We start from the raw sequence: 16,583 nt of genomic DNA on the forward strand, positions 1-16,583 counted from the left end.
AGCCAGGCGCGGAGGCGCCGCGCTTTCGCCGCTCCCGCATCGGGAAGGTCTAACGGAATTCGTCTCTTGCCCTATCATCGTACTAGCTCTTCTACCGACCCTGCTTGCGGTTCCGTCCTCGCTTCCGATTCTTGCTTCGTCTCCGTCCGCGCCGGCTTCCCTGCATCTTCTTCGGCGCCTTGCCGAAATCGACGGCGACCTTGCCGGTCGCGTCCGCGATGCGCGGGGCCAGCAGGACGGCGCTGATGCCGCACGAGATCAGAGCGATGTCGAAGCGGCTCCTCAGCGCCCTCACCCGCCTCATGGTCCGTCCCAGCTGCCGGTAATGGGAGAACGGAATCGTCGCGGTCACCCGCAGCCGGTACGGCTTTCGCTCCAACTGCGCCTTGACTTCACCCGGTTCGGCGGTGACGACGAGGATGCGCTTGCCCCGGAGGATGCGCCGGAAGCGTGCCTTGCGGACCGCGATCCGATTGAAACAGGCGTGGCAGGTCACCTGCGGCGCTAACCCGAAGTGCAGGAAGACTTGGTTCGTCAACGGCCGCTTCAAATACGCGGGCGCGTTGATCATGCGGTCGCCGGGCGGCAAAACGCCGACGATGTCGGCGCGGCGAATGGCGTCCGCCACCTGATCCCTCAGCTTCAGGCTCGGGAACGGGATGCCTTTCCGGCCTTTCTTGGCCTGGATCGCCCACTGCTCCCGCATGACCCGGCGCTGCATCCATACGGAAGACTGGGCCAGCACGATATTTTCGCCGTCTCCGACCCGAACCAGGGACAGCGGCCGCTTGTTCTTGAGCGCGCGCGCGATGCGGGACAACGTCTGGTCGATCGTCAAACGAACGCCTATGGCCATGGCACTCCCTCTTTTCCGTTGCGTTGCGGCCCGATTGGCCGGCCACCTCAGTATACGTGGGCCGCCGCCGCTCCGGATGGGTCATCGTCCAGCCCGGAAGGAAAAATGTTCGCCGCCGTATGGTGGTAGCGAATCGCTTGGACGCCTATAAACAAACCCCGACCGACGCCTGCATGCCGGGCCGTCCCCGGGGTTTGTTTATTTGGCTGCGCGAAGCGGCGCCGCTTGTCTCCATCCCGCATCCGGTATAAGATGATACCAATCCGCGTTTCGGGCAAACGCGACTTTTATGCAGGGGAAACCCGACGCTTTTGTGGGAGGTACCCGCTTAGTGGTTGCGGTTGATACAGAGTTCAGGCCGGTCATGCAGGTCATGAACGGCATTCATTGGGCACGGCTTTTATGCGCAGGAACGCGACTTCAGGATAGGAGGTTCGGGACGATGGCGATTACGCGCCCGATTAGGCAGATGCTCGGCAAGGACTTGTTCGATCCCGCGCTTCCGATCTTCGTCAACCGCGCCGTCGAGACGTTTCAGCTGACGGAGCACCGGCACGATTTTCTGGAGATCAGCTACGTCGGCGAAGGGGCGGGCACGCACCATGTCGGCGCGGAGACGTTCCCGGTGGCGCACGGGGATATTTTCTTCCTGCCGGTCGGCATCTCGCACGTCTTCCGGCCTTCGACCGCCGCGCCCAAGCATCCGCTCGTCGTCTACAATTGCGTCATCGCGCCGGAAGCCGCGCGCCGGCTCGCCGAAGCGGTGCCCGGCGGAGAGGCGCTGCTGCCGCTCCTGGCGTCCGGCGGCTGCCGCCGGTTTCGGGACCCGTACGGCGAGTTTTACCGGCTCATTCAGCGGCTGCATTACGAATACTTGACCGACCAGCCCGGCCGGGAGGCGTCGCTTCACCAAGGCGTGCTCGCGCTGCTGCTCTGCCTGTTCCGGCTGGACGCCCGCCAAGGCGGCGAATCCGAGACCGCCGTCGCGTCGACGCGCTTCGAGACGGTCCTCGAGACGATCCACGGCCGCTTCGACCAGGAACTGACGGCCCGGGAGCTCGCCGCCATCGCCGGCATCGGGGAGCGCCAGTTCCACCGGCTGTTCGCGAAGCAGGCCGGCATGCCGCTCAAGGCGTATCACCAGAACGTCCGCATCCGGGAAGCCTGCCGGCTGCTGCGCACGACGGACCGCAAGATCAGCGACATCGCCGCGGCCGTCGGCTATCAGGACATCGCGTACTTCAACGCGCTGTTCAAGCGCAAGAACGGCCTGTCGCCGCGGGCGTACCGCAAAGGCGAGCCGGGCTGACGGCGCTCGGGGGCGGCGCTTGCCCGGCTCCGAGGCAGCGGCGCGGATGGTTGGCTCGCTGCCGCACGTCCGCGCGGTCCGGCTTCAGCCCGCCCGCGCTGCAAACCGCGCGGCCGCGGCCCCATTACACGCGAAAGCCTCCCCGGGATCCCGGGGAGGCTTTTTTTACGTCGCGGCCAGCCGCGGCGGCTCGCTTGCCGCGTCATCCTTGACGGCGCTGCGGCCTTCGGCGGCTTGCCGCTCCAAGATCCGCTTCGCCACCCGATAGCAGTCCTCGACGTGCTTGTTGCCGACGTATTTCATCGCGCCGTAGCTGAGGGCGCCGGCCACGGCCGTGCCGACGAGGGGCACGAATTTCGTTGCCCCCTTCGCCGCGTAGCGGGCCGCCGCCTTCTTCACCAGCGCGAAAATCAGCCTGCGCGTGACGGCATGGCCGATCAAATGGCTGCCGACCGCGGTAATGATGCCGTACGCGGCGGCCTTGCGCTGGGCGTCCAGCTCGGCCAGCTGCGTCTCCGCCAGGCCGAACCGTTCGTTGATCTCGGGAATGAGGCGCATCAGCATGCCGACGTCGGCCACCACGTCCGTGCCCGGAATCGGTACCATCGCCGCCGTGCCCGACAGCATCGCCTTCCTCGTCACCAGCTTTTTGCAGGAGTTGCGTATGCGCTCCAGCTCCTTCATCGATTGCGGCAGCATGGCAAGTCCACCCTTTCGTGCGAAAGTTTCCGCCGTCCTCCGGCGTCGCCCGGGATTCGGCCGAAGTCAAATCCCCGTACGATACTTACGTTCGCTGGAGGAGTCGCGTTTCATGCGTTCCTTGTCCGCCTCGTCCCGCTGCTCAATGGTCTGATCCTCGACCGGAATCGGATCGACCGTGCGCTCGCTGGCGAACTTGTCCAACAGGCTCTCCTTCTCCGTCGGCACGCCCTCCGGATTGTCGCGCTTGCCCTGCCGCGCGGGCCGGCTGTCGGCGCTGCGTTCAAATGGGTTCATCCCGCTCACCCCGTTTCGTAGATTGTAGCTCTACTTACCCGTTTCCCCATCCGCGTCAAACATGTCCCGCCGCCGCGCGAGCAGCGATTCGACGGCCGGCGCCAGCGTCTCCGGCTCCTCGGGCGTCTCGAACCGGCCCGCGACCTCCCCGGCCCGCCCGATCAGAAACTTCGTGAAGTTCCACTTGATGCCGTCGCCGGCATACAGCCCGGGATGCTTCGTCCGCAGAAAATCCCGCATCCGCCGCCCGTTCTCGGCCGTCGTATCGAACCCTTGAAACGGCGCTTGTCCGGTCAGATAGACGAACAGCGGGTGTGCCGCTTCGCCGACGGCGTCGGCCTTGGCGGCCAGCGGGAACGTCGCGCCGAACGCGCCTTCGCAATATACCCGGATCGCCTCGCCGTCCTCCGGTTCTTTCGCGTTAAACTGATTGCATGGAATCCCCAGCAGCTCGAAGCCCTGCCCGCGGTAAGCGTCGTAGAGCCGCTGCAGGCCCGCGAACTGCCTGGCGTAGCCGCACCGGCTCGCCGTGTTGACGATCAGCAGCACCTTTCCCCGGTAAGCCGACATCGCGATCGGCTCGCCGTCCATGCCTGGAACTTCATACTCGTAGATCGACATGCCTGCCATCCTCCTCGGTTCCGTCCGGAATGTGAATCCATCATACGGCGGGGACCGCGGGCGGTCCAATATTTAGCCGGAATAGGGGTTATAGGAGGTGGCAATAGGAGGTGGCAATAGAACACGACAATAGAAGGCGGCGATAGAACGCGACAATAGAAGGCGGCGATAGAAGGCAGCGAGGCGCCGCGGCTCGGACGAGGCGCGCAGCCAAAAAAACCGCATGTCCCCCGGGGACATGCGGCCGATTCGCATCTGCCGTCGCTATTCCAAATTCGCGTGCCTGGCTTTCATGGCGTCCTCCGTGATTTCCAGCCGTTCCATGAGCCGCAGAACCAGCGCGTCGAGATACATCAGCAGCGCTTGTTCGAACAGCGAGCCCATCGGCTGGACGGACGGCGCTTCGCGCTCCGCGTTCGTCGCGCCGGGGATGCGCACGACCTCGTCGGCGGACCGGCCGATGCGCGAGGCCGCACTCGCCGTGACGAGCGCGACCGCGGCGCCGAGCCGCTTCGCCTGTTCCGCCATCGCGGCCAGGCTGCCCGTCCCGCCGGAGCCGGAGCCGATGACGAGCACGTCGTCCGCGCGAAGACCCGGCGTCGCCGTGTCGCCGACGACGTGCGCGTTCAGGCCGAGGTGCACGAGCCGCATGGCGAACGCGCGCATCATGAGCCCGGAGCGCCCCGCTCCGGCGACGAATACGCGCCGCGCCCCGAGCAGCAGCGCCGCGAAGCTTTCCGTGCGCTCCTCCGCGATCCCGTTCAAGGCTTCGGTCAATTCCACCAGCATGTCCGCGGCGTAGGGCTTCTTTGTCATAGCGGCTACCGCGACGCGATGAGCTCGCGGATCTCCGAGGCTGCCGCGCGGCAGTCTTCATGTCCGGTAATGCCGCCGCCCACGATGATGAGATCCGGCTCCGCCGCGATGACCTCCGGCAGCGTGCTCAGCTTGATGCCCCCGGCGATGGCCACCTTCGCGTGCTTGACGACGCGCTTGATCGTCCGCAGGTCCTCGAACGAATTTTGGCCCACGGCCTGCAGATCGTAACCCGTATGGACGCAGATATAGTCGACGCCCAGCGCGTCGATCTCTTTCGCCCGGCCTTCGATGTCCCGGACGTTGATCATGTCGACCATGATCTGCTTGTTCGTTTTGCGCGCTTCGGTTACGGCGCCCGCGATGGTTCGGTCGTTCGACGCGCCGAGCACGGTGATGATGTCCGCTCCGGCCTCCGACGCTTTCATGACCTCGTAGTCGCCCGCGTCCATGATTTTCAGGTCCGCCAGCACCGTCAGCGCCGGGAACGCGTCCTTGATCGCTTTGACCGCCCGCAATCCCTCGTTGATCACGACGGGCGTGCCGATTTCCACGATATCGATAAACGGTTCGACTTCCTTCACCAGGGCTTTCGCGCCTTGAATGTCGACCAGGTCCAGCGCCAATTGCAATTTCACGCGTCATCCGCTCCTCTCCGTATGGCAAGCTCCCGCTTGCTCGAAGCTAGTATAGTCCCAGGGATCGCCGGATGGATAGTACGCACTTTCTTCTCACCTAGTGCCTAAAAGTATACGATGGGCTATAATAACGGCTAAGAGAATCGGAGGTGTCGCGACCATGGGTCATCTATGCGAGAAAACGTTCAACTGCGAGAAAGAGCTGACGCTGTCCGTCATCGGCGGCAAATGGAAGATGCTCATCCTCTGGCATCTGGGCAAGGAAGGCACCAAACGGTTCGGCGAGCTGAAGGCGCTGATCCCCGACATCACGCAGCGCATGCTGGTCAGCCAGCTCCGGGAGCTCGAGGACGACCTCATCGTGCGCCGCACGGTCTATCCCGTCGTGCCGCCGAAGGTGGAGTACGCCTTGACGGAGCTCGGCGCGAGCCTGATGCCGATCCTTGAGGCGATGTACAGCTGGGGCAAGAATTACATGGAAACCGTCGCGAAAGACAAAGTCGCGATCAAAGGCGAGTATACGCTGTAACGCGGGTTCTTTCGCTTCTTTCGGGAAGCGGAGTACCGTACTTCGTACCGCACATGAGCTGCTAGCCGGCGGATTCGCCCAATGTACCGTACCAGTTACTGTACATTGGGCGTGAGCGTCCGAAATTGCGGCATGTACCGTACCTCGTACCGCACATTCGCCGTCTGGCGGCGAAATCGCCGCATGTACCGTACCTCGTACCGCGCATCGGCCATCTTCCGGCGAAATCGCCGCATGCACCGTACCTCGCACCTTGCGTCCCCGACCGACCACACGCAAAAAAGCCGCCCTGCCGGCTGCCTTTTCACCATCTCGATCATACGCCGGATAAACGTTCCGCAGCCGAACGATTCACCCCGCAAAATAATCGGCATCACGCCTTCAACGCCAAATCGGCGACCTGCTTCGCGAAAGCCGCGTACGAGGCGGTCAGCTCCGGCCGACGGTCCAGCGCCCACCGGAGCTTGTCGCATGCGCGCAGCAAAAGCAGCGGCATAAGGTCGGGAAGCGCTTCTTCCCGGTGGCCGTATCCTGCCAGGAAGGCGTCGTACGCCTCCTGGTCCGGCTCCCCGCCCTGCAGCCGGCTCTGCAGGAGCTGCATCAAGTCCCCGTGCGGCACGACGGTCACTTCCGCGCTGCCCCAATCCAGCAAGGCCACCCGGCCGGACGGGTCGACCATCGCGTTCTTCAGCGAGAGATCGCCGTGCGCCAGGCCGAACCGAAACGCCGTGCGCTTCAAGCGCTCGAACAGGCCGCGCGCGGCCGCCGACGCCGCCGGGGTCAGGACGCCCAACGCCAGCAGCGGATCGCGCTCGGTCAGGCTGTCGATGTTGTACTGCACGTACCCCGCCCAGCTGCCGTCCGAGCCCGGATGCGGCGGCGACCGAAATTCGCCCGCGGCGGGGTCCTCCAGCTGCTCCCCGTACCCCTTCACGGGAATCGCGTGAATACGCGCGGCATATTCGCCAAGCTGCCTCCAGATGGCGCTCTTCGGTCCCGCCGCATCCACCCCGTCCTGCCCCGCCAAGAAGGATTGCAGCATGTACGCACGCTCGCCGGCGACGCCGACCGCCAACACCTCAGGTCCCGGGATGCCGGCGGCCGCCGCCCGTTCGATGCACCATTGCTCCTTGCGATAATCGGCGAGCGCAGCCGCTTCGTTCATTCGCGCCACGACCTTGCGGGATGCCGTCTCAACGACGTACACCTGATTGACCATGCCCTTCCCGACGATCGGGTACGAGGCGCGCACCCGTTCCCCCAGCAAGCCGGCCGCGATCTCTTCGGCCTGCAGCGCCGCGGCATCCTTCTCCGAAGTCTCCCTTTCCATCCTCACGATCCCTCCTTAAGCCGTCATGTCCCGGCAGGCTCTTCCGCTCACGCCACCTCGCGCCGGCGGCGCAGCATCGCGTACAGCACCGCGCAGCAGGCCGCGCACAGCAGCGCCATGAGCGCGATGAACACGTAGCCCGCCTGCAGGCCGATCAGCTGGCCCGGGGCGGAGCCCGTTTCGCCGCCGTCGAACAGCCCGCGGACGAACTCGATCAGGTACCCGATGAACAGGTTGCCGACGACGCTCGCGACGCCCATCAGGGTGACCGTAAACGTGATGGCCGTGTCCGTTCCTTTCGGATACCGCTTCGCGATCATCGCCATCACCGTCGGATAGATCGGCGCGATGCCCGCGCCCGCCACCGCGAAGAGGAACGCGCCCGGCTCGCCGATGACAATCGCCGCCAGGCTGCACAGCCCGGAGAACGCCGCGAACAGCATGACCGACAGCGTATAGCCGATCCGGTCGGTCACCGGCCCGAGGAAGAGCCGCGCCAGCGTGAAGAACAGGAAGAAGAGCGACAGCATGCCCGACGCGTCCCCGGGGCTCCAGCCGTACGCCTTCTCCAGGAAATTGACCAGCCAGCTGCCGACCGCGAGCTCGGACACGACGCCGAACGAGAGGATCGCGACGATCAGCCAGGCGACGGGGTCGCGCAGCAGCGCGCGGTACGACGCCGCCTGCGCGTCCGATTCGTGCGATTCCTCCTCCGGGAACTTGCCCCACAGCGACGGGATAATCGGCAGGACGGCCAGCGACAGCATGATCAGGTACATGCCCCGCCACCCCAGCTCGCCGCCGCCGGGCACGTGCCAGCCCATCATGGAGGCGGCGATCAGCGGCGCGACGATGGAGCTGAGCCCGTAGAAGAAATGCGCCAAATTCATCATCATGCCCGTGTTGCGGGTGAAGATCCGGGCGGCCATGATCGCGAGCCCGATCTCCAGCATGCCGTTGCCGATGTACATGAGAAAATAAGAGGCCGACAGGAAGCCGTAGCCCTTCGCCGCATGCATGAGCACGCCGGCGATCGTCATGGACGCGAAGGCCGCGATGCCCGTCCACTTGATGCCGATCCGCCGCGACAGGGCCGACGTGAAGCTGCAGGCGACGAGGTAGCCGAGCGAGTTGAGCGCGAGCAGCAGCCCGAGCTGCCCTTCGTCCAAGCTGAAATCCGCCTGCATGCGGGGAATGGCGGGTCCCTTGATGTTTTCGGAGAAGCCGAACACCAGGAAGCCGCCGAAGACGACGATTAATAAAAGCGCGTGGTTAAGCGTAAACCGGATTTTTCGCATCGCTGTCTGCCTCGTTCGCTAAGAATTCGGGCTCCGCGGTCGCCCGCGGAGCCCTCTTCATCTTCCATGCATTCCCCAAATTTGTCAATCGCTGCGATCGCGGCGGGACTTGGCGTTCCGCCCGCGCCGCGTCCGCGAACAAGACCGTGCCGGGCTCGCCGCGGCGCCCCCCGCCGCCAGCCCGTTCGAGCCGGGCGTCACGCGTCCAGCGGCTCCGCCTCGTCGTACCGGATCGGCGTCACGCCGAGCCGCTCGCAGCAGGCGAGCACGTCCGGGCGCGTGAACTGGAGCCGCTCGCCGATGCGGTCCGACACGACCCGCGCGGACGGATAATCCGCCGAGCCCATCCGCCGCATGTCCGGCTCGTCGTAGCCGGGATGGCCGACGACGAGATATTGCCCCGGCGCCGCCTGCTCCAGCCGGGCGACGAGCTCGGCCGCGGGGTCCCGAGGCGCTCCGTCCCCGCCCGGCGCGCGGCCGTCCTCCGCCGGGCCGTCCTCCGGCAGCGGACGGCCGTACCGGCGATAATTGCGGAGGCCTTCGCGCTCGCACCAGCGGTCGAACGGCTCCGCAACTGCCGGCAGCGCCCATTCGAACACCATGTGCGTATCCGCGTAGCCAATGGCGAAGCCGAGGCCTCGCAGCCGGTCGAGCTGGGCCTGAAGCTCCGCCATGACCTCCGCGATTGCCGGCGGCCGCTCCAGGAACGCCCGCGGCGCGCGCGTGAAATAAACCCCGCCGGGCTCCAGCAGCGACGGTACCCGGTCCGGCGGAGCCGCCGGCCCCCAGCGGACGTCGCGCCATTCCGCGTTCAGCGTCGCGTGCACGCCGAAGCAGACGTCCTTGCGGCCTGCCAGCAGCTCCGCCGCGTGGCCGATCGTCGGCCCGACGGCCATGAGCGAGACGTTGCGGACGATGCCGCGCTCGATCGTCTCCAGTATGGCCCGGTCCGCCGTCCGGGCGCTGCCGGCGTCGTCCGCCCGCGTGATCAAGCGGATGTTCTGCGATGCTCGGTTCATCCTTCGTTCCTCCTTGGCCGCGGAGGCGCCGGCGTTCCCTTTTCCCCCTGTCGGCCGTTCGTGATAGTCCCATTATACAAACGCCGGGCGGCCGCCGGGAGGGAAAATCGTCCGAAGCTCGCGAAATTCCGGACGCCGGCCGGCGCGCCGCGGGCGGGCGAACGCCGCTCCCAGGCACCCGTACGGACATGACGAATGGGACGTGGCAGGTGCCTACCCGACAAATGCCCAAGCACTTTCCCGGCGGATGACATACGCTAAACCATACCAAAACCCAGGAGGTGCATTGATTCATGTCCGGATTCGTCGGAGGTGCCCATAATCATATCGGAATCATTCTGGTTCTGTTCATTCTGCTTGTCATCATCATTGCAGGTGCGTGCGCAGGTATCGGCGGCGTTGGAACTGGCTGCGGCTACCCAGGCTACGGCCCGGTCGCTGGCGTAGCTGCCGCGCCGTACGGCAAAGGCTATTAATGTCCGATCGCCGGCGGCCGCATATCCGCAGCCGGCCGGGCGGAGAAACTAAGCTTCGCGAAAGGCCCATCCCCGGATGGGCCTTTCGTCCGTTTCGAGGCCGTCGCGCCGATTCTCTTGTTGTCATTTCCCCAGATGGCCAAGCGCCGAGCGCAGCAAAAAACCGCTCCGTCAAGGAGCGGTTTTTTTGTCGTATAGCCGATAAGCGCGTTGCGCCGCCGCCGAACCGGCAGCGGCGATCGAACGGACCGGGACGCCGGTACCGGAAGGCTTCCGCCCTCGCGGCTTAGCGGTCCGCCGCGGCCAGATGCGCCGCGACTTCCGCGAGGCGCGTCGCGAAGCCCCACTCGTTGTCGTACCAAGCGGCGACGGACAGCAGCTCGCCTTCCACGTGCGTGAGCGGCAGGTCGATGATCGACGTGTGCGGATCGCCGACGATGCGCGACGACGCCCATTGGCCTTCCAGCACGTCCAGCACGCCCTTCAGGTCGCCTTCCCGGGAAGCGCGGCGGAACATGTCGTTCACTTCCTGCACCGTGCACTTCTTCTCCGTGATCAGGTTCAGCTCGGCGATGCTGCCCGTGCGGGTCGGGATGCGGTACGCCTTGCCCGTGATCTGCAGGTCCGGCCAAATGAACTTGAGCGCCTTGGCCGCGCCGGACGAGGACGGAATGATGTTCTCGGCGGCCGCCCACGAGTCGCGGCGGTCCCGCATCGGCTGGTCCGTCAGCGACTGCGTGTTCGTATACGAATGGACCGTGGAGAACAGTCCGAATTTGATGCCGTAGTTTTCTTTGACGAGCTTGACGACGGCGGCCAGGGCGTTGGTCGTGCAGCTGGCCATGCTGATGATTTTGTGCTTCTCGGGATCGAAGCTGTCCAGGTTGATGCCCTTCAGCAGAACGGCGTCGCAATCGTCGAGCGATTTGCTCGGCCCGCTGATGAGCACGCGTTTCGCGCCGCGGTCGAGATGCACCTGCGCCACGGAACGGACGACGGCTCTGCCCGTGCAGTCGACGACCAGGTCGACGCCGAGCTCTTTCCAGTTCGGCACTTCCTGCGAAGCGTTGATGTAACGGATCTCGCGCCCGCCGATGATCATCGCGCCCTCTTGGGAAGCGACGTCTTCATGCCAGCGCTTGTAGTTGGAATCTACCTCGAACAGAGCCGCCAGCGTGTCCTCGTCCTTGATGTCCGATACCGAAACCGGTACGAAAAGCTTGTCCTGCAGCGCCACCTTAAGCAGCGTTCTGCCGATGCGGCCGAAGCCGAAAATCGCGATATTGCCCATCTTTCTCTACCTCCAAGCTGTAATGGTAACCGACGCGTATAGTGTACGATACTTTCGGGGGCGAGTCCAATCGGACGGAGGTCCCGGCGCCGCCGGCTCAGCTAAGTTTTTGTAAATGCGCCAAGCCGGCCGCCGCCTCGCGCTCCTCCAGCCCGTGCATGACGACCGGCCCGTCGAAGCCGGCCGTCCGCAGCAGCCGGAAGTACGAGGCGAAGTCGAGGTCGCCCCGGCCGACCGCCGCGAACGGCGACCCGGCGCCATCAACCGCGGTTCGGACGTCCATGGCGCGGACGTCCTTGGCGTGAGCCAGCGCGATGTCGCCGCCGAGCAGTTCCGCCGCCTCCTCGAGGATGCCGTCCCAGCTCGCGCGCGCGCGGCCGACGACGAGGTTCGCGGCGTCGAACACGATCCGCAGCCGAGGCGAGCCCATCGCGTCCAGCACCCGGCGCGCGGCGCGGGCGTCGTTCGCCACGTTCGCGGCTTCCGGCTCGAGCGCGAGCGCGACGCCGCGGCGCTCGGCGACGTCGAGCGCCCGCTCCATGCACGCGAGCAGGTCGCGCCACGCCGCGGCGCTGCCGTTGTCCCGATGCGGCGCCCACATGTCGTCCGGGTTCCGGCTGCCCGAACCGATCGTGACGATCCCGATGCCCATCGCGGCGCACATCGCGGCGAGATGGTCCAGCCGGCGCAAGCCTTCCGCCCGCGCGGCGGGATCGGGATGCGCCATGTTGAACGTCCCCGAGACGGCCTCGAGCCGGATGCCCCGGACGTCCGCTTCCCGCTTCACCGCGGCGGCGACGTCGGCGTCGGCCCGCTCCGGCATCGACGCCATGCCCGCGCAGGCCATGTTGAACTGCGCGCTCGCGAAGCCGTGCGCCCGGACGGCGTCCAGCACGCCGGCGAGCGAATCGCGCCGGAACGTCTTGGCGAAGATGCCGATTCTCATCGATGCGCGCTCCCGAGCGGCCGGACGGCGACCCCGGAGAACGCCGCTTCGCCGAACTGCGCGAACAGCCGCAGATGGCCGGTCCCCCCGCCGGTGCGGGCGATCAGCGTCCGGTCGCCTCCGATGCAGAGGTCGATCCAGCCGCGCTTCACGACGGCCTCGACGGCGAACGTGCCCGCCAGACCGTCCACCGCGTAGATCGACGACGCTTCGTCCTCCTGCAGCGAGCGCGCCCGGATGCGGTGCACGCCGGCTTTGCGCGCGGAGGGCTCGATGCGGACGTCGAAGCCTTCCGCGAAATCCGCCGACCCCGACACGGAGAAGCCCGCGTACATCGGGAGATGCCGGGCGGTTACGTCGAACGTCAGCACGTACTCTTCCGGAACCGCGCCGAGATCCCGCGAGACGAAGCCGTTCGGGTTCGTCAGGACGTTGTCGCCGAAGTCGAGGGGCTCGCCCGCCGCCTCCCGCAGCTCCGGCACGAACGCGAAGCCCAAGGTGCCGTCCTCCCGCTGCGTCAGCTCGCGGAAGACGAGCTCGCCGGCATAGCGGTCCGGCGAGGACAGGAAGCCCGCGGCGATGCGGCGTCCCCCCGGGAACGGCGCGGTCTTCGGCACGCGCCACTGCACGCAGTCGAACGCGTCCGCCTCCGGCCGCAGCCACGGCCCTTCCAAGCTGCGCGCGTACCGGTAACGGGCCAAGCCGTCGTTGCTGAAAATCAAGTAATGCCAGCCGTTCCATTCGAAGCAGTCGGCGCATTCCGGCTCGTCGTGGTAACCGGGCATGAGGAACGGGGCGGTCTCCTCCCAATCGGTCAGGTTGTCCGAAACGAGATGCGCGAGGCAGCCCTCCGGCCGGCTGTCGCCGGCGAGACTGGTCGTAACCAGCATATGGTAGCGTCCCCCGCCGTCCTCGAACACATGCGGATCGCGGACGGAAGCGAGCGTATAGCGGTCCGGCAGCGCAATGCGCGCATCGGTCTTCTCGAAACGGACGCCGTCCGCGCTCACCGCGTACGTCAAGCGGGCGGGAGAGCCGTCGACCGCGCGCACGGCGTAGAAGGCGTAGTACGTCCCGTCCTTCCGAAACACCGAGCCGGTGCAGATCGAGCCTTCGTCTTCCTCGGTGATGCCGACCGCGATCGGGTGATGCGTCCACGCGCGAAAATCCTTCGTCGACACTTGCCCCCACTGGTGCGCGCCCAGCCCCCACTTGCTGCCGTGGCCGCGGCGGTCGTACAGGTAGTACAGCCGGAACGTCTCGCCGTCGAAGAACGGCATGCAGTCGCCGACGCCCGTGTTGAAGCCCTGCGGCCGCCAATAGTGGAGCGTATCCGGTTCCGCGCCCAAGTAGCGGACGGCCAGCGCCTCGCCGGCCGGCTCCGGCGCGACCGCCTCCCGCCACAGCGACAGTCCGGCGCCGACGCCTGCGCGTACGGACGCCCCGTCGAAATCGACCGTCCCCATCGGCCAGTCCTCGTCCGCGAGCACGCCGTCCACGTACAGCCGCGCCGCATGTCCCGCGTACTGCAGCAGGATCGCGTGCGCGCCGTCCCCGATCCGCGCCAGCGGAATCGTAAGCGCGATCGGCGCCTCCCGCGCGTCCGTGCGCACCTCGGCGACGAGCCGCGCTTCGCCCGCGGCGTCCACGCCGTCCGGGCCGTCGGCATAAATGCGCACGGCGGCGCCGGCGCCGGCCGGTTCGATGGCCGCCAGCACGCCCTGCGGCCGGCCCTCCGTCTCGAGGCCGAGCGAAAATTGCCGCGCGCGGCCCCAGTCGAGCCGCCGCGGCGGCTCGCTGCCGACGAGCGTCAGCTCGGGCGGCTGCTGCGATTGCTTGATCACGTTCATGGTGACGAACACTCCGTTTCATCGGTTAATGGACGCGTCCTTCGGCATCCGGCCGGCCTCGCGTCTGCTTTGCTTTGCCCTGCGCCCGCCTGCTGCCAGATTGCCGCCTGCGCGGCGCCGCTTATCGCGCCTGCCGCAAGCCGCCATCCTGCCGGCTTCGCGCCGCGGCGCGCTCCGTTTAGCATTCGGCGCGGAGCCGTCCCTTCCTGCCCGCGAAGGCGTTTTCCTTCTTCCGCCCCATGCCGAAGAGGCCGCCGCCCGCGAAGGGACGGCAGCCTGCAAGCATTCGAACGCGCGGACGGACGGAGAAGCCTTTACGAACGGGGTAGAAGCGCAGCCGGACCGCTTGCGCCCCGTACAGCGCGCCTTCCCCGCCCGGCGCGGCCGCGTCGGGGCAACGGCCGGAGCCCCTCTTATCTCGCGAGCGCCGACGGCATTTTCGCCCGGATCATCGCCTGGATGTCCCGGACGAGCTGGATGGACGCGTCGATCTCCACTTTCCGCGTCGAGACGCTCTCCACGCTGCAGCCGAGCGGCATGCCCTTCTCGAGGCCGAAATCGAAAATCTCCTCGAAAATACCGTGCAGCAGCGTCACGGACTTGTCGAGCACGTCGTGCGAATGGTTCAGCTCGTTTTCCAGCCATTTCGGGATGCTGATGCCGAGCCATTTCATGAACGCCAGCGTCTTGGCGGAGCCGCACGGCGCCAGGTTGATCAGGATCGGCGCCATCTCGAGCTCCTGCTCTTGGCAGTAGTAGTAATAGTCCGAGAGGAAATTCTTCGTCGCTTCCACGTTGTACGTCGCCTGCGAGACGAAGAAGCCGCAGCCGCTCCGGACCTTGCTCGCGATGCGCAGATGCTCGTCGTTCTTCTTCAGGTGCCGCTCCGGAATGACGACGCCGCCGAAGGTCAGGTTCGGATTGAGCGTCCGGCTCATGTCGTAGGCGTCCGGCAGCCGAAGCGTCACTTCCTGCCGGCTCGACGACGCGCCCACGAACACGGCGAACCGGTCCTCGTCCGGATCCGCCTGCAGCCACCGCGCCAATTGCGCCTCCGAATCTTGGCCCACGCAGCGGTAAATGATTTTCGGCACGTCGACCCCGCTTAAATACGTCTCGCTGTACGCCGTGGGATCGATCGTCTTCAAGTAGGGAAACGGCCGGTCCGCCTCGATCCGGTCGCTCTCCTCCTGCACGTCGTACAGAATCAAGCCGTCGATGCCGAGGCCCTTCAGCCGCTCGGCCTGCTTGCGCGCGATCTCGGCGATCTTGTCCGGCTCGTGCGATTCCTTCGGCGGCGTCATGCCGTAGGTGACGATGCCGGGCGCTTTCCGGGCGATTTTATCTCTGAGCATGTGCTTCACATCCTTGATCGGTCGTTGTTCTCGCGCTGTTCGATAGTCTATTCGGCTCTCGCAATCTATGAAACCGGCGGTACGTCTACCTTCATTATTTCTTCGCGGATGCTTCCTATTCCTACGCCGGCGCGAAATTTCCGGAAATTGGCCGGGCCGGCGGCGGTTGCGGGAACGCGAAAAAACCGCTCTTTCGAGCGGTTCGGGAGCTTGCCGGCGGGGCGCGCGCCAGCCTAAGCGCCGGGAGCTTCGGCCAGCGCCGCGCCGCGCCGCCTGCCGTAGACGGCGCGCGAGAGCAGCACGCTGATCTCGTACAGCAGCACGAGCGGCACGAACACCATCAGGTGGGAAATCAGCTCCGGCGGGGAGATAAGGCTCGCGACGACGACGAGGATCAGGTACGCGTAACGCCGCATTTTATGGAGCGCCTTCGGGGTCAGGACGCCGATCTTCGTCAGGAACATGACGACGACGGGCAGCTCGAAGGCGATCGCGAGCGGGATGACGATGTTGAACATGAAGCCGAAATACTGCGCCACGCCGTACGTCTCGACGAGTTCCATGCTGCGCGTGATCCGCGACGTGAACGCGTAGCTCATCGGGAACACGACGAGGTAGCCGAAGGCGATCCCGATCAGGAAGCAGAGCGCGCTGTAGGGCACGTAGCGCAGCGCCGCCGCGCGTTCCGCGGGATGCAGCCCTTTCTTCACGAAGCCCCACAGCTGGTACAGGATGAACGGCAGCGACACCAGCAGCGCGAACGCCAGCGCGATCGTCATGTACATGCGGATGCCGTCCCAGGGCGAGAACACGTTCCACGTCATCTTCGAGCCCGGCGGCACGCTCTTCAGATAGCGGAGCACCTTCGGGGATACGTACAGGCCGCCGCCGAGCGACAGCAGGACGACGGCGAGAATCCGCCAGATGCGGGTCCGCAGCTCGGACAGATGGCCGAGGATCGACATCGTTTCTTCGCTGATCTTCATTCGCCGCACGCCCTTCCGCCCTTGCGCAGCTCGAACGTGTGGAAGCCGTCCCGGAGCTTGCTGTTGATTTCCTTCAGCCGTTCCACGTCGTCGAAGGAATACTTGCGCGCGCCGCCCTTCGTCCGGACGGGAAACACCAGCTGCCGTTCCTCGTAATACCGGATTTGCCTTTCCGTCAAGCCGGTCAAGCCGCACACGATCCCGATGCTCATTACCTTGTCCTGCATCTCCAACGCCTCCCCTAAACGCGTGTAGTAGTCGGACGCC

Annotated in this window: 18 protein-coding genes; 3 read left to right on the plus strand and 15 right to left on the minus strand. The window is 66.0% G+C overall.

Features of this window, described 5'->3' with window-relative positions; all coding sequences use genetic code 11:
* Nucleotides 1-91: 91 nt before the first annotated feature.
* Nucleotides 92-856: a GT-D fold domain-containing glycosyltransferase gene (locus tag BMZ79_RS30360; protein WP_177222430.1), complete on the minus strand. Its 765-nt coding sequence runs from the start codon at nucleotides 854-856 to the stop codon at nucleotides 92-94.
* Nucleotides 857-1,298: 442 nt separating this feature from the next.
* On the opposite strand from BMZ79_RS30360, the gene BMZ79_RS30365 reads away from it, so the two are divergent.
* A complete protein-coding gene (locus tag BMZ79_RS30365; protein ID WP_177222431.1) occupies nucleotides 1,299-2,165 on the plus strand; it encodes an AraC family transcriptional regulator in 867 nt (288 codons plus the stop codon).
* Between the two features lie 165 nt (nucleotides 2,166-2,330).
* On the opposite strand, the gene BMZ79_RS30370 is transcribed toward BMZ79_RS30365, so the two are convergent.
* From BMZ79_RS30370 to hxlA, 5 genes are all read right to left on the minus strand, one after another.
* Nucleotides 2,331-2,864: a hypothetical protein gene (locus BMZ79_RS30370; protein ID WP_090648113.1), complete on the minus strand. Its 534-nt coding sequence runs from the start codon at nucleotides 2,862-2,864 to the stop codon at nucleotides 2,331-2,333.
* Nucleotides 2,865-2,930: 66 nt separating this feature from the next.
* Complete coding sequence (locus BMZ79_RS30375; protein ID WP_090648115.1) at nucleotides 2,931-3,161, minus strand: hypothetical protein; 231 nt, start codon at nucleotides 3,159-3,161, stop codon at nucleotides 2,931-2,933.
* 30 nt (nucleotides 3,162-3,191) lie between these two features.
* Entirely contained in the window at nucleotides 3,192-3,782 is a 591-nt protein-coding gene (locus tag BMZ79_RS30380) for a glutathione peroxidase (RefSeq protein ID WP_090648118.1), read from the minus strand.
* A gap of 264 nt (nucleotides 3,783-4,046) precedes the next feature.
* Entirely contained in the window at nucleotides 4,047-4,598 is a 552-nt protein-coding gene (gene hxlB, locus BMZ79_RS30385; RefSeq protein ID WP_090648120.1) for a 6-phospho-3-hexuloisomerase, read from the minus strand.
* A 5-nt stretch (nucleotides 4,599-4,603) separates the two neighbouring features.
* Nucleotides 4,604-5,236, minus strand: coding sequence for a 3-hexulose-6-phosphate synthase (hxlA, locus tag BMZ79_RS30390; RefSeq protein WP_090648123.1), 633 nt, complete (start codon nucleotides 5,234-5,236; stop codon nucleotides 4,604-4,606).
* Nucleotides 5,237-5,396: 160 nt separating this feature from the next.
* Between hxlA and BMZ79_RS30395 the strand changes: the two genes are divergently transcribed.
* Nucleotides 5,397-5,765, plus strand: coding sequence for a transcriptional activator HxlR (locus tag BMZ79_RS30395; protein WP_090648126.1), 369 nt, complete (start codon nucleotides 5,397-5,399; stop codon nucleotides 5,763-5,765).
* Between the two features lie 373 nt (nucleotides 5,766-6,138).
* On the opposite strand, the gene BMZ79_RS30405 is transcribed toward BMZ79_RS30395, so the two are convergent.
* The 3 genes from BMZ79_RS30405 to BMZ79_RS30415 form a co-directional block, all read right to left on the minus strand.
* A complete protein-coding gene (locus BMZ79_RS30405) occupies nucleotides 6,139-7,095 on the minus strand; it encodes a phosphotransferase family protein (RefSeq protein WP_090648131.1) in 957 nt (318 codons plus the stop codon).
* 47 nt (nucleotides 7,096-7,142) lie between these two features.
* Nucleotides 7,143-8,393, minus strand: a complete 1,251-nt coding sequence (locus BMZ79_RS30410) for an MFS transporter (RefSeq protein WP_090648134.1) — start codon at nucleotides 8,391-8,393, stop codon at nucleotides 7,143-7,145.
* A 197-nt stretch (nucleotides 8,394-8,590) separates the two neighbouring features.
* On the minus strand, nucleotides 8,591-9,412 hold the full coding sequence (locus tag BMZ79_RS30415) for a ChbG/HpnK family deacetylase (RefSeq protein WP_090648136.1): 822 nt from the start codon (nucleotides 9,410-9,412) through the stop codon (nucleotides 8,591-8,593).
* A gap of 293 nt (nucleotides 9,413-9,705) precedes the next feature.
* On the opposite strand from BMZ79_RS30415, the gene BMZ79_RS30420 reads away from it, so the two are divergent.
* A complete protein-coding gene (locus BMZ79_RS30420; RefSeq protein ID WP_090648139.1) occupies nucleotides 9,706-9,888 on the plus strand; it encodes a hypothetical protein in 183 nt (60 codons plus the stop codon).
* A gap of 286 nt (nucleotides 9,889-10,174) precedes the next feature.
* Here BMZ79_RS30420 and BMZ79_RS30425 read toward each other — a convergent pair whose 3' ends face one another.
* The 6 genes from BMZ79_RS30425 to BMZ79_RS30450 form a co-directional block, all read right to left on the minus strand.
* Nucleotides 10,175-11,179 carry a type I glyceraldehyde-3-phosphate dehydrogenase gene (locus tag BMZ79_RS30425; protein ID WP_090648142.1) on the minus strand — a complete coding sequence of 335 codons (1,005 nt, stop codon included), beginning with the start codon at nucleotides 11,177-11,179 and terminating at the stop codon, nucleotides 10,175-10,177.
* Between the two features lie 97 nt (nucleotides 11,180-11,276).
* Nucleotides 11,277-12,125 (minus strand): sugar phosphate isomerase/epimerase family protein, encoded by an 849-nt coding sequence (locus tag BMZ79_RS30430; protein ID WP_090648144.1) that lies wholly within the window; start codon nucleotides 12,123-12,125, stop codon nucleotides 11,277-11,279.
* Nucleotides 12,122-13,975 (minus strand): glycoside hydrolase family protein, encoded by a 1,854-nt coding sequence (locus BMZ79_RS30435; protein ID WP_090648147.1) that lies wholly within the window; start codon nucleotides 13,973-13,975, stop codon nucleotides 12,122-12,124. Before BMZ79_RS30435 ends, BMZ79_RS30430 begins: the two co-directional genes overlap by 4 nt.
* Nucleotides 13,976-14,388: 413 nt before the next feature.
* Nucleotides 14,389-15,330 (minus strand): methylenetetrahydrofolate reductase, encoded by a 942-nt coding sequence (locus tag BMZ79_RS30440; protein WP_090648150.1) that lies wholly within the window; start codon nucleotides 15,328-15,330, stop codon nucleotides 14,389-14,391.
* Nucleotides 15,331-15,563: 233 nt separating this feature from the next.
* Nucleotides 15,564-16,316 (minus strand): twin-arginine translocase subunit TatC, encoded by a 753-nt coding sequence (gene tatC, locus BMZ79_RS30445; protein WP_090648152.1) that lies wholly within the window; start codon nucleotides 16,314-16,316, stop codon nucleotides 15,564-15,566.
* Complete coding sequence (locus tag BMZ79_RS30450; RefSeq protein WP_177222432.1) at nucleotides 16,313-16,543, minus strand: MerR family transcriptional regulator; 231 nt, start codon at nucleotides 16,541-16,543, stop codon at nucleotides 16,313-16,315. The genes tatC and BMZ79_RS30450 overlap by 4 nt, the downstream gene beginning before the upstream one ends.
* Nucleotides 16,544-16,583: the final 40 nt, after the last annotated feature.

This window comes from Paenibacillus sp. UNC496MF, assembly GCF_900113915.1.
Lineage (GTDB): Bacteria > Bacillota > Bacilli > Paenibacillales > Paenibacillaceae > Paenibacillus_Z > Paenibacillus_Z artemisiicola.

Coding starts and splice junctions, on each gene's coding strand:
- hxlB (WP_090648120.1), bottom strand. CDS start 4,598: ATGACAAAGAAGCCCTACGCCGCGGACATGCTGGTGGAATTGACCGAA.
- BMZ79_RS30440 (WP_090648150.1), bottom strand. CDS start 15,330: ATGCTCAGAGATAAAATCGCCCGGAAAGCGCCCGGCATCGTCACCTAC.
- BMZ79_RS30395 (WP_090648126.1), top strand. CDS start 5,397: ATGGGTCATCTATGCGAGAAAACGTTCAACTGCGAGAAAGAGCTGACG.
- BMZ79_RS30415 (WP_090648136.1), bottom strand. CDS start 9,412: ATGAACCGAGCATCGCAGAACATCCGCTTGATCACGCGGGCGGACGAC.
- BMZ79_RS30450 (WP_177222432.1), bottom strand. CDS start 16,543: ATGCAGGACAAGGTAATGAGCATCGGGATCGTGTGCGGCTTGACCGGC.
- BMZ79_RS30425 (WP_090648142.1), bottom strand. CDS start 11,179: ATGGGCAATATCGCGATTTTCGGCTTCGGCCGCATCGGCAGAACGCTG.
- BMZ79_RS30410 (WP_090648134.1), bottom strand. CDS start 8,393: ATGCGAAAAATCCGGTTTACGCTTAACCACGCGCTTTTATTAATCGTC.
- BMZ79_RS30370 (WP_090648113.1), bottom strand. CDS start 2,864: ATGCTGCCGCAATCGATGAAGGAGCTGGAGCGCATACGCAACTCCTGC.
- BMZ79_RS30420 (WP_090648139.1), top strand. CDS start 9,706: ATGTCCGGATTCGTCGGAGGTGCCCATAATCATATCGGAATCATTCTG.
- BMZ79_RS30405 (WP_090648131.1), bottom strand. CDS start 7,095: ATGGAAAGGGAGACTTCGGAGAAGGATGCCGCGGCGCTGCAGGCCGAA.
- BMZ79_RS30380 (WP_090648118.1), bottom strand. CDS start 3,782: ATGTCGATCTACGAGTATGAAGTTCCAGGCATGGACGGCGAGCCGATC.
- BMZ79_RS30430 (WP_090648144.1), bottom strand. CDS start 12,125: ATGAGAATCGGCATCTTCGCCAAGACGTTCCGGCGCGATTCGCTCGCC.
- BMZ79_RS30365 (WP_177222431.1), top strand. CDS start 1,299: ATGGCGATTACGCGCCCGATTAGGCAGATGCTCGGCAAGGACTTGTTC.
- tatC (WP_090648152.1), bottom strand. CDS start 16,316: ATGAAGATCAGCGAAGAAACGATGTCGATCCTCGGCCATCTGTCCGAG.
- BMZ79_RS30360 (WP_177222430.1), bottom strand. CDS start 856: ATGGCCATAGGCGTTCGTTTGACGATCGACCAGACGTTGTCCCGCATC.
- BMZ79_RS30375 (WP_090648115.1), bottom strand. CDS start 3,161: ATGAACCCATTTGAACGCAGCGCCGACAGCCGGCCCGCGCGGCAGGGC.
- BMZ79_RS30435 (WP_090648147.1), bottom strand. CDS start 13,975: ATGAACGTGATCAAGCAATCGCAGCAGCCGCCCGAGCTGACGCTCGTC.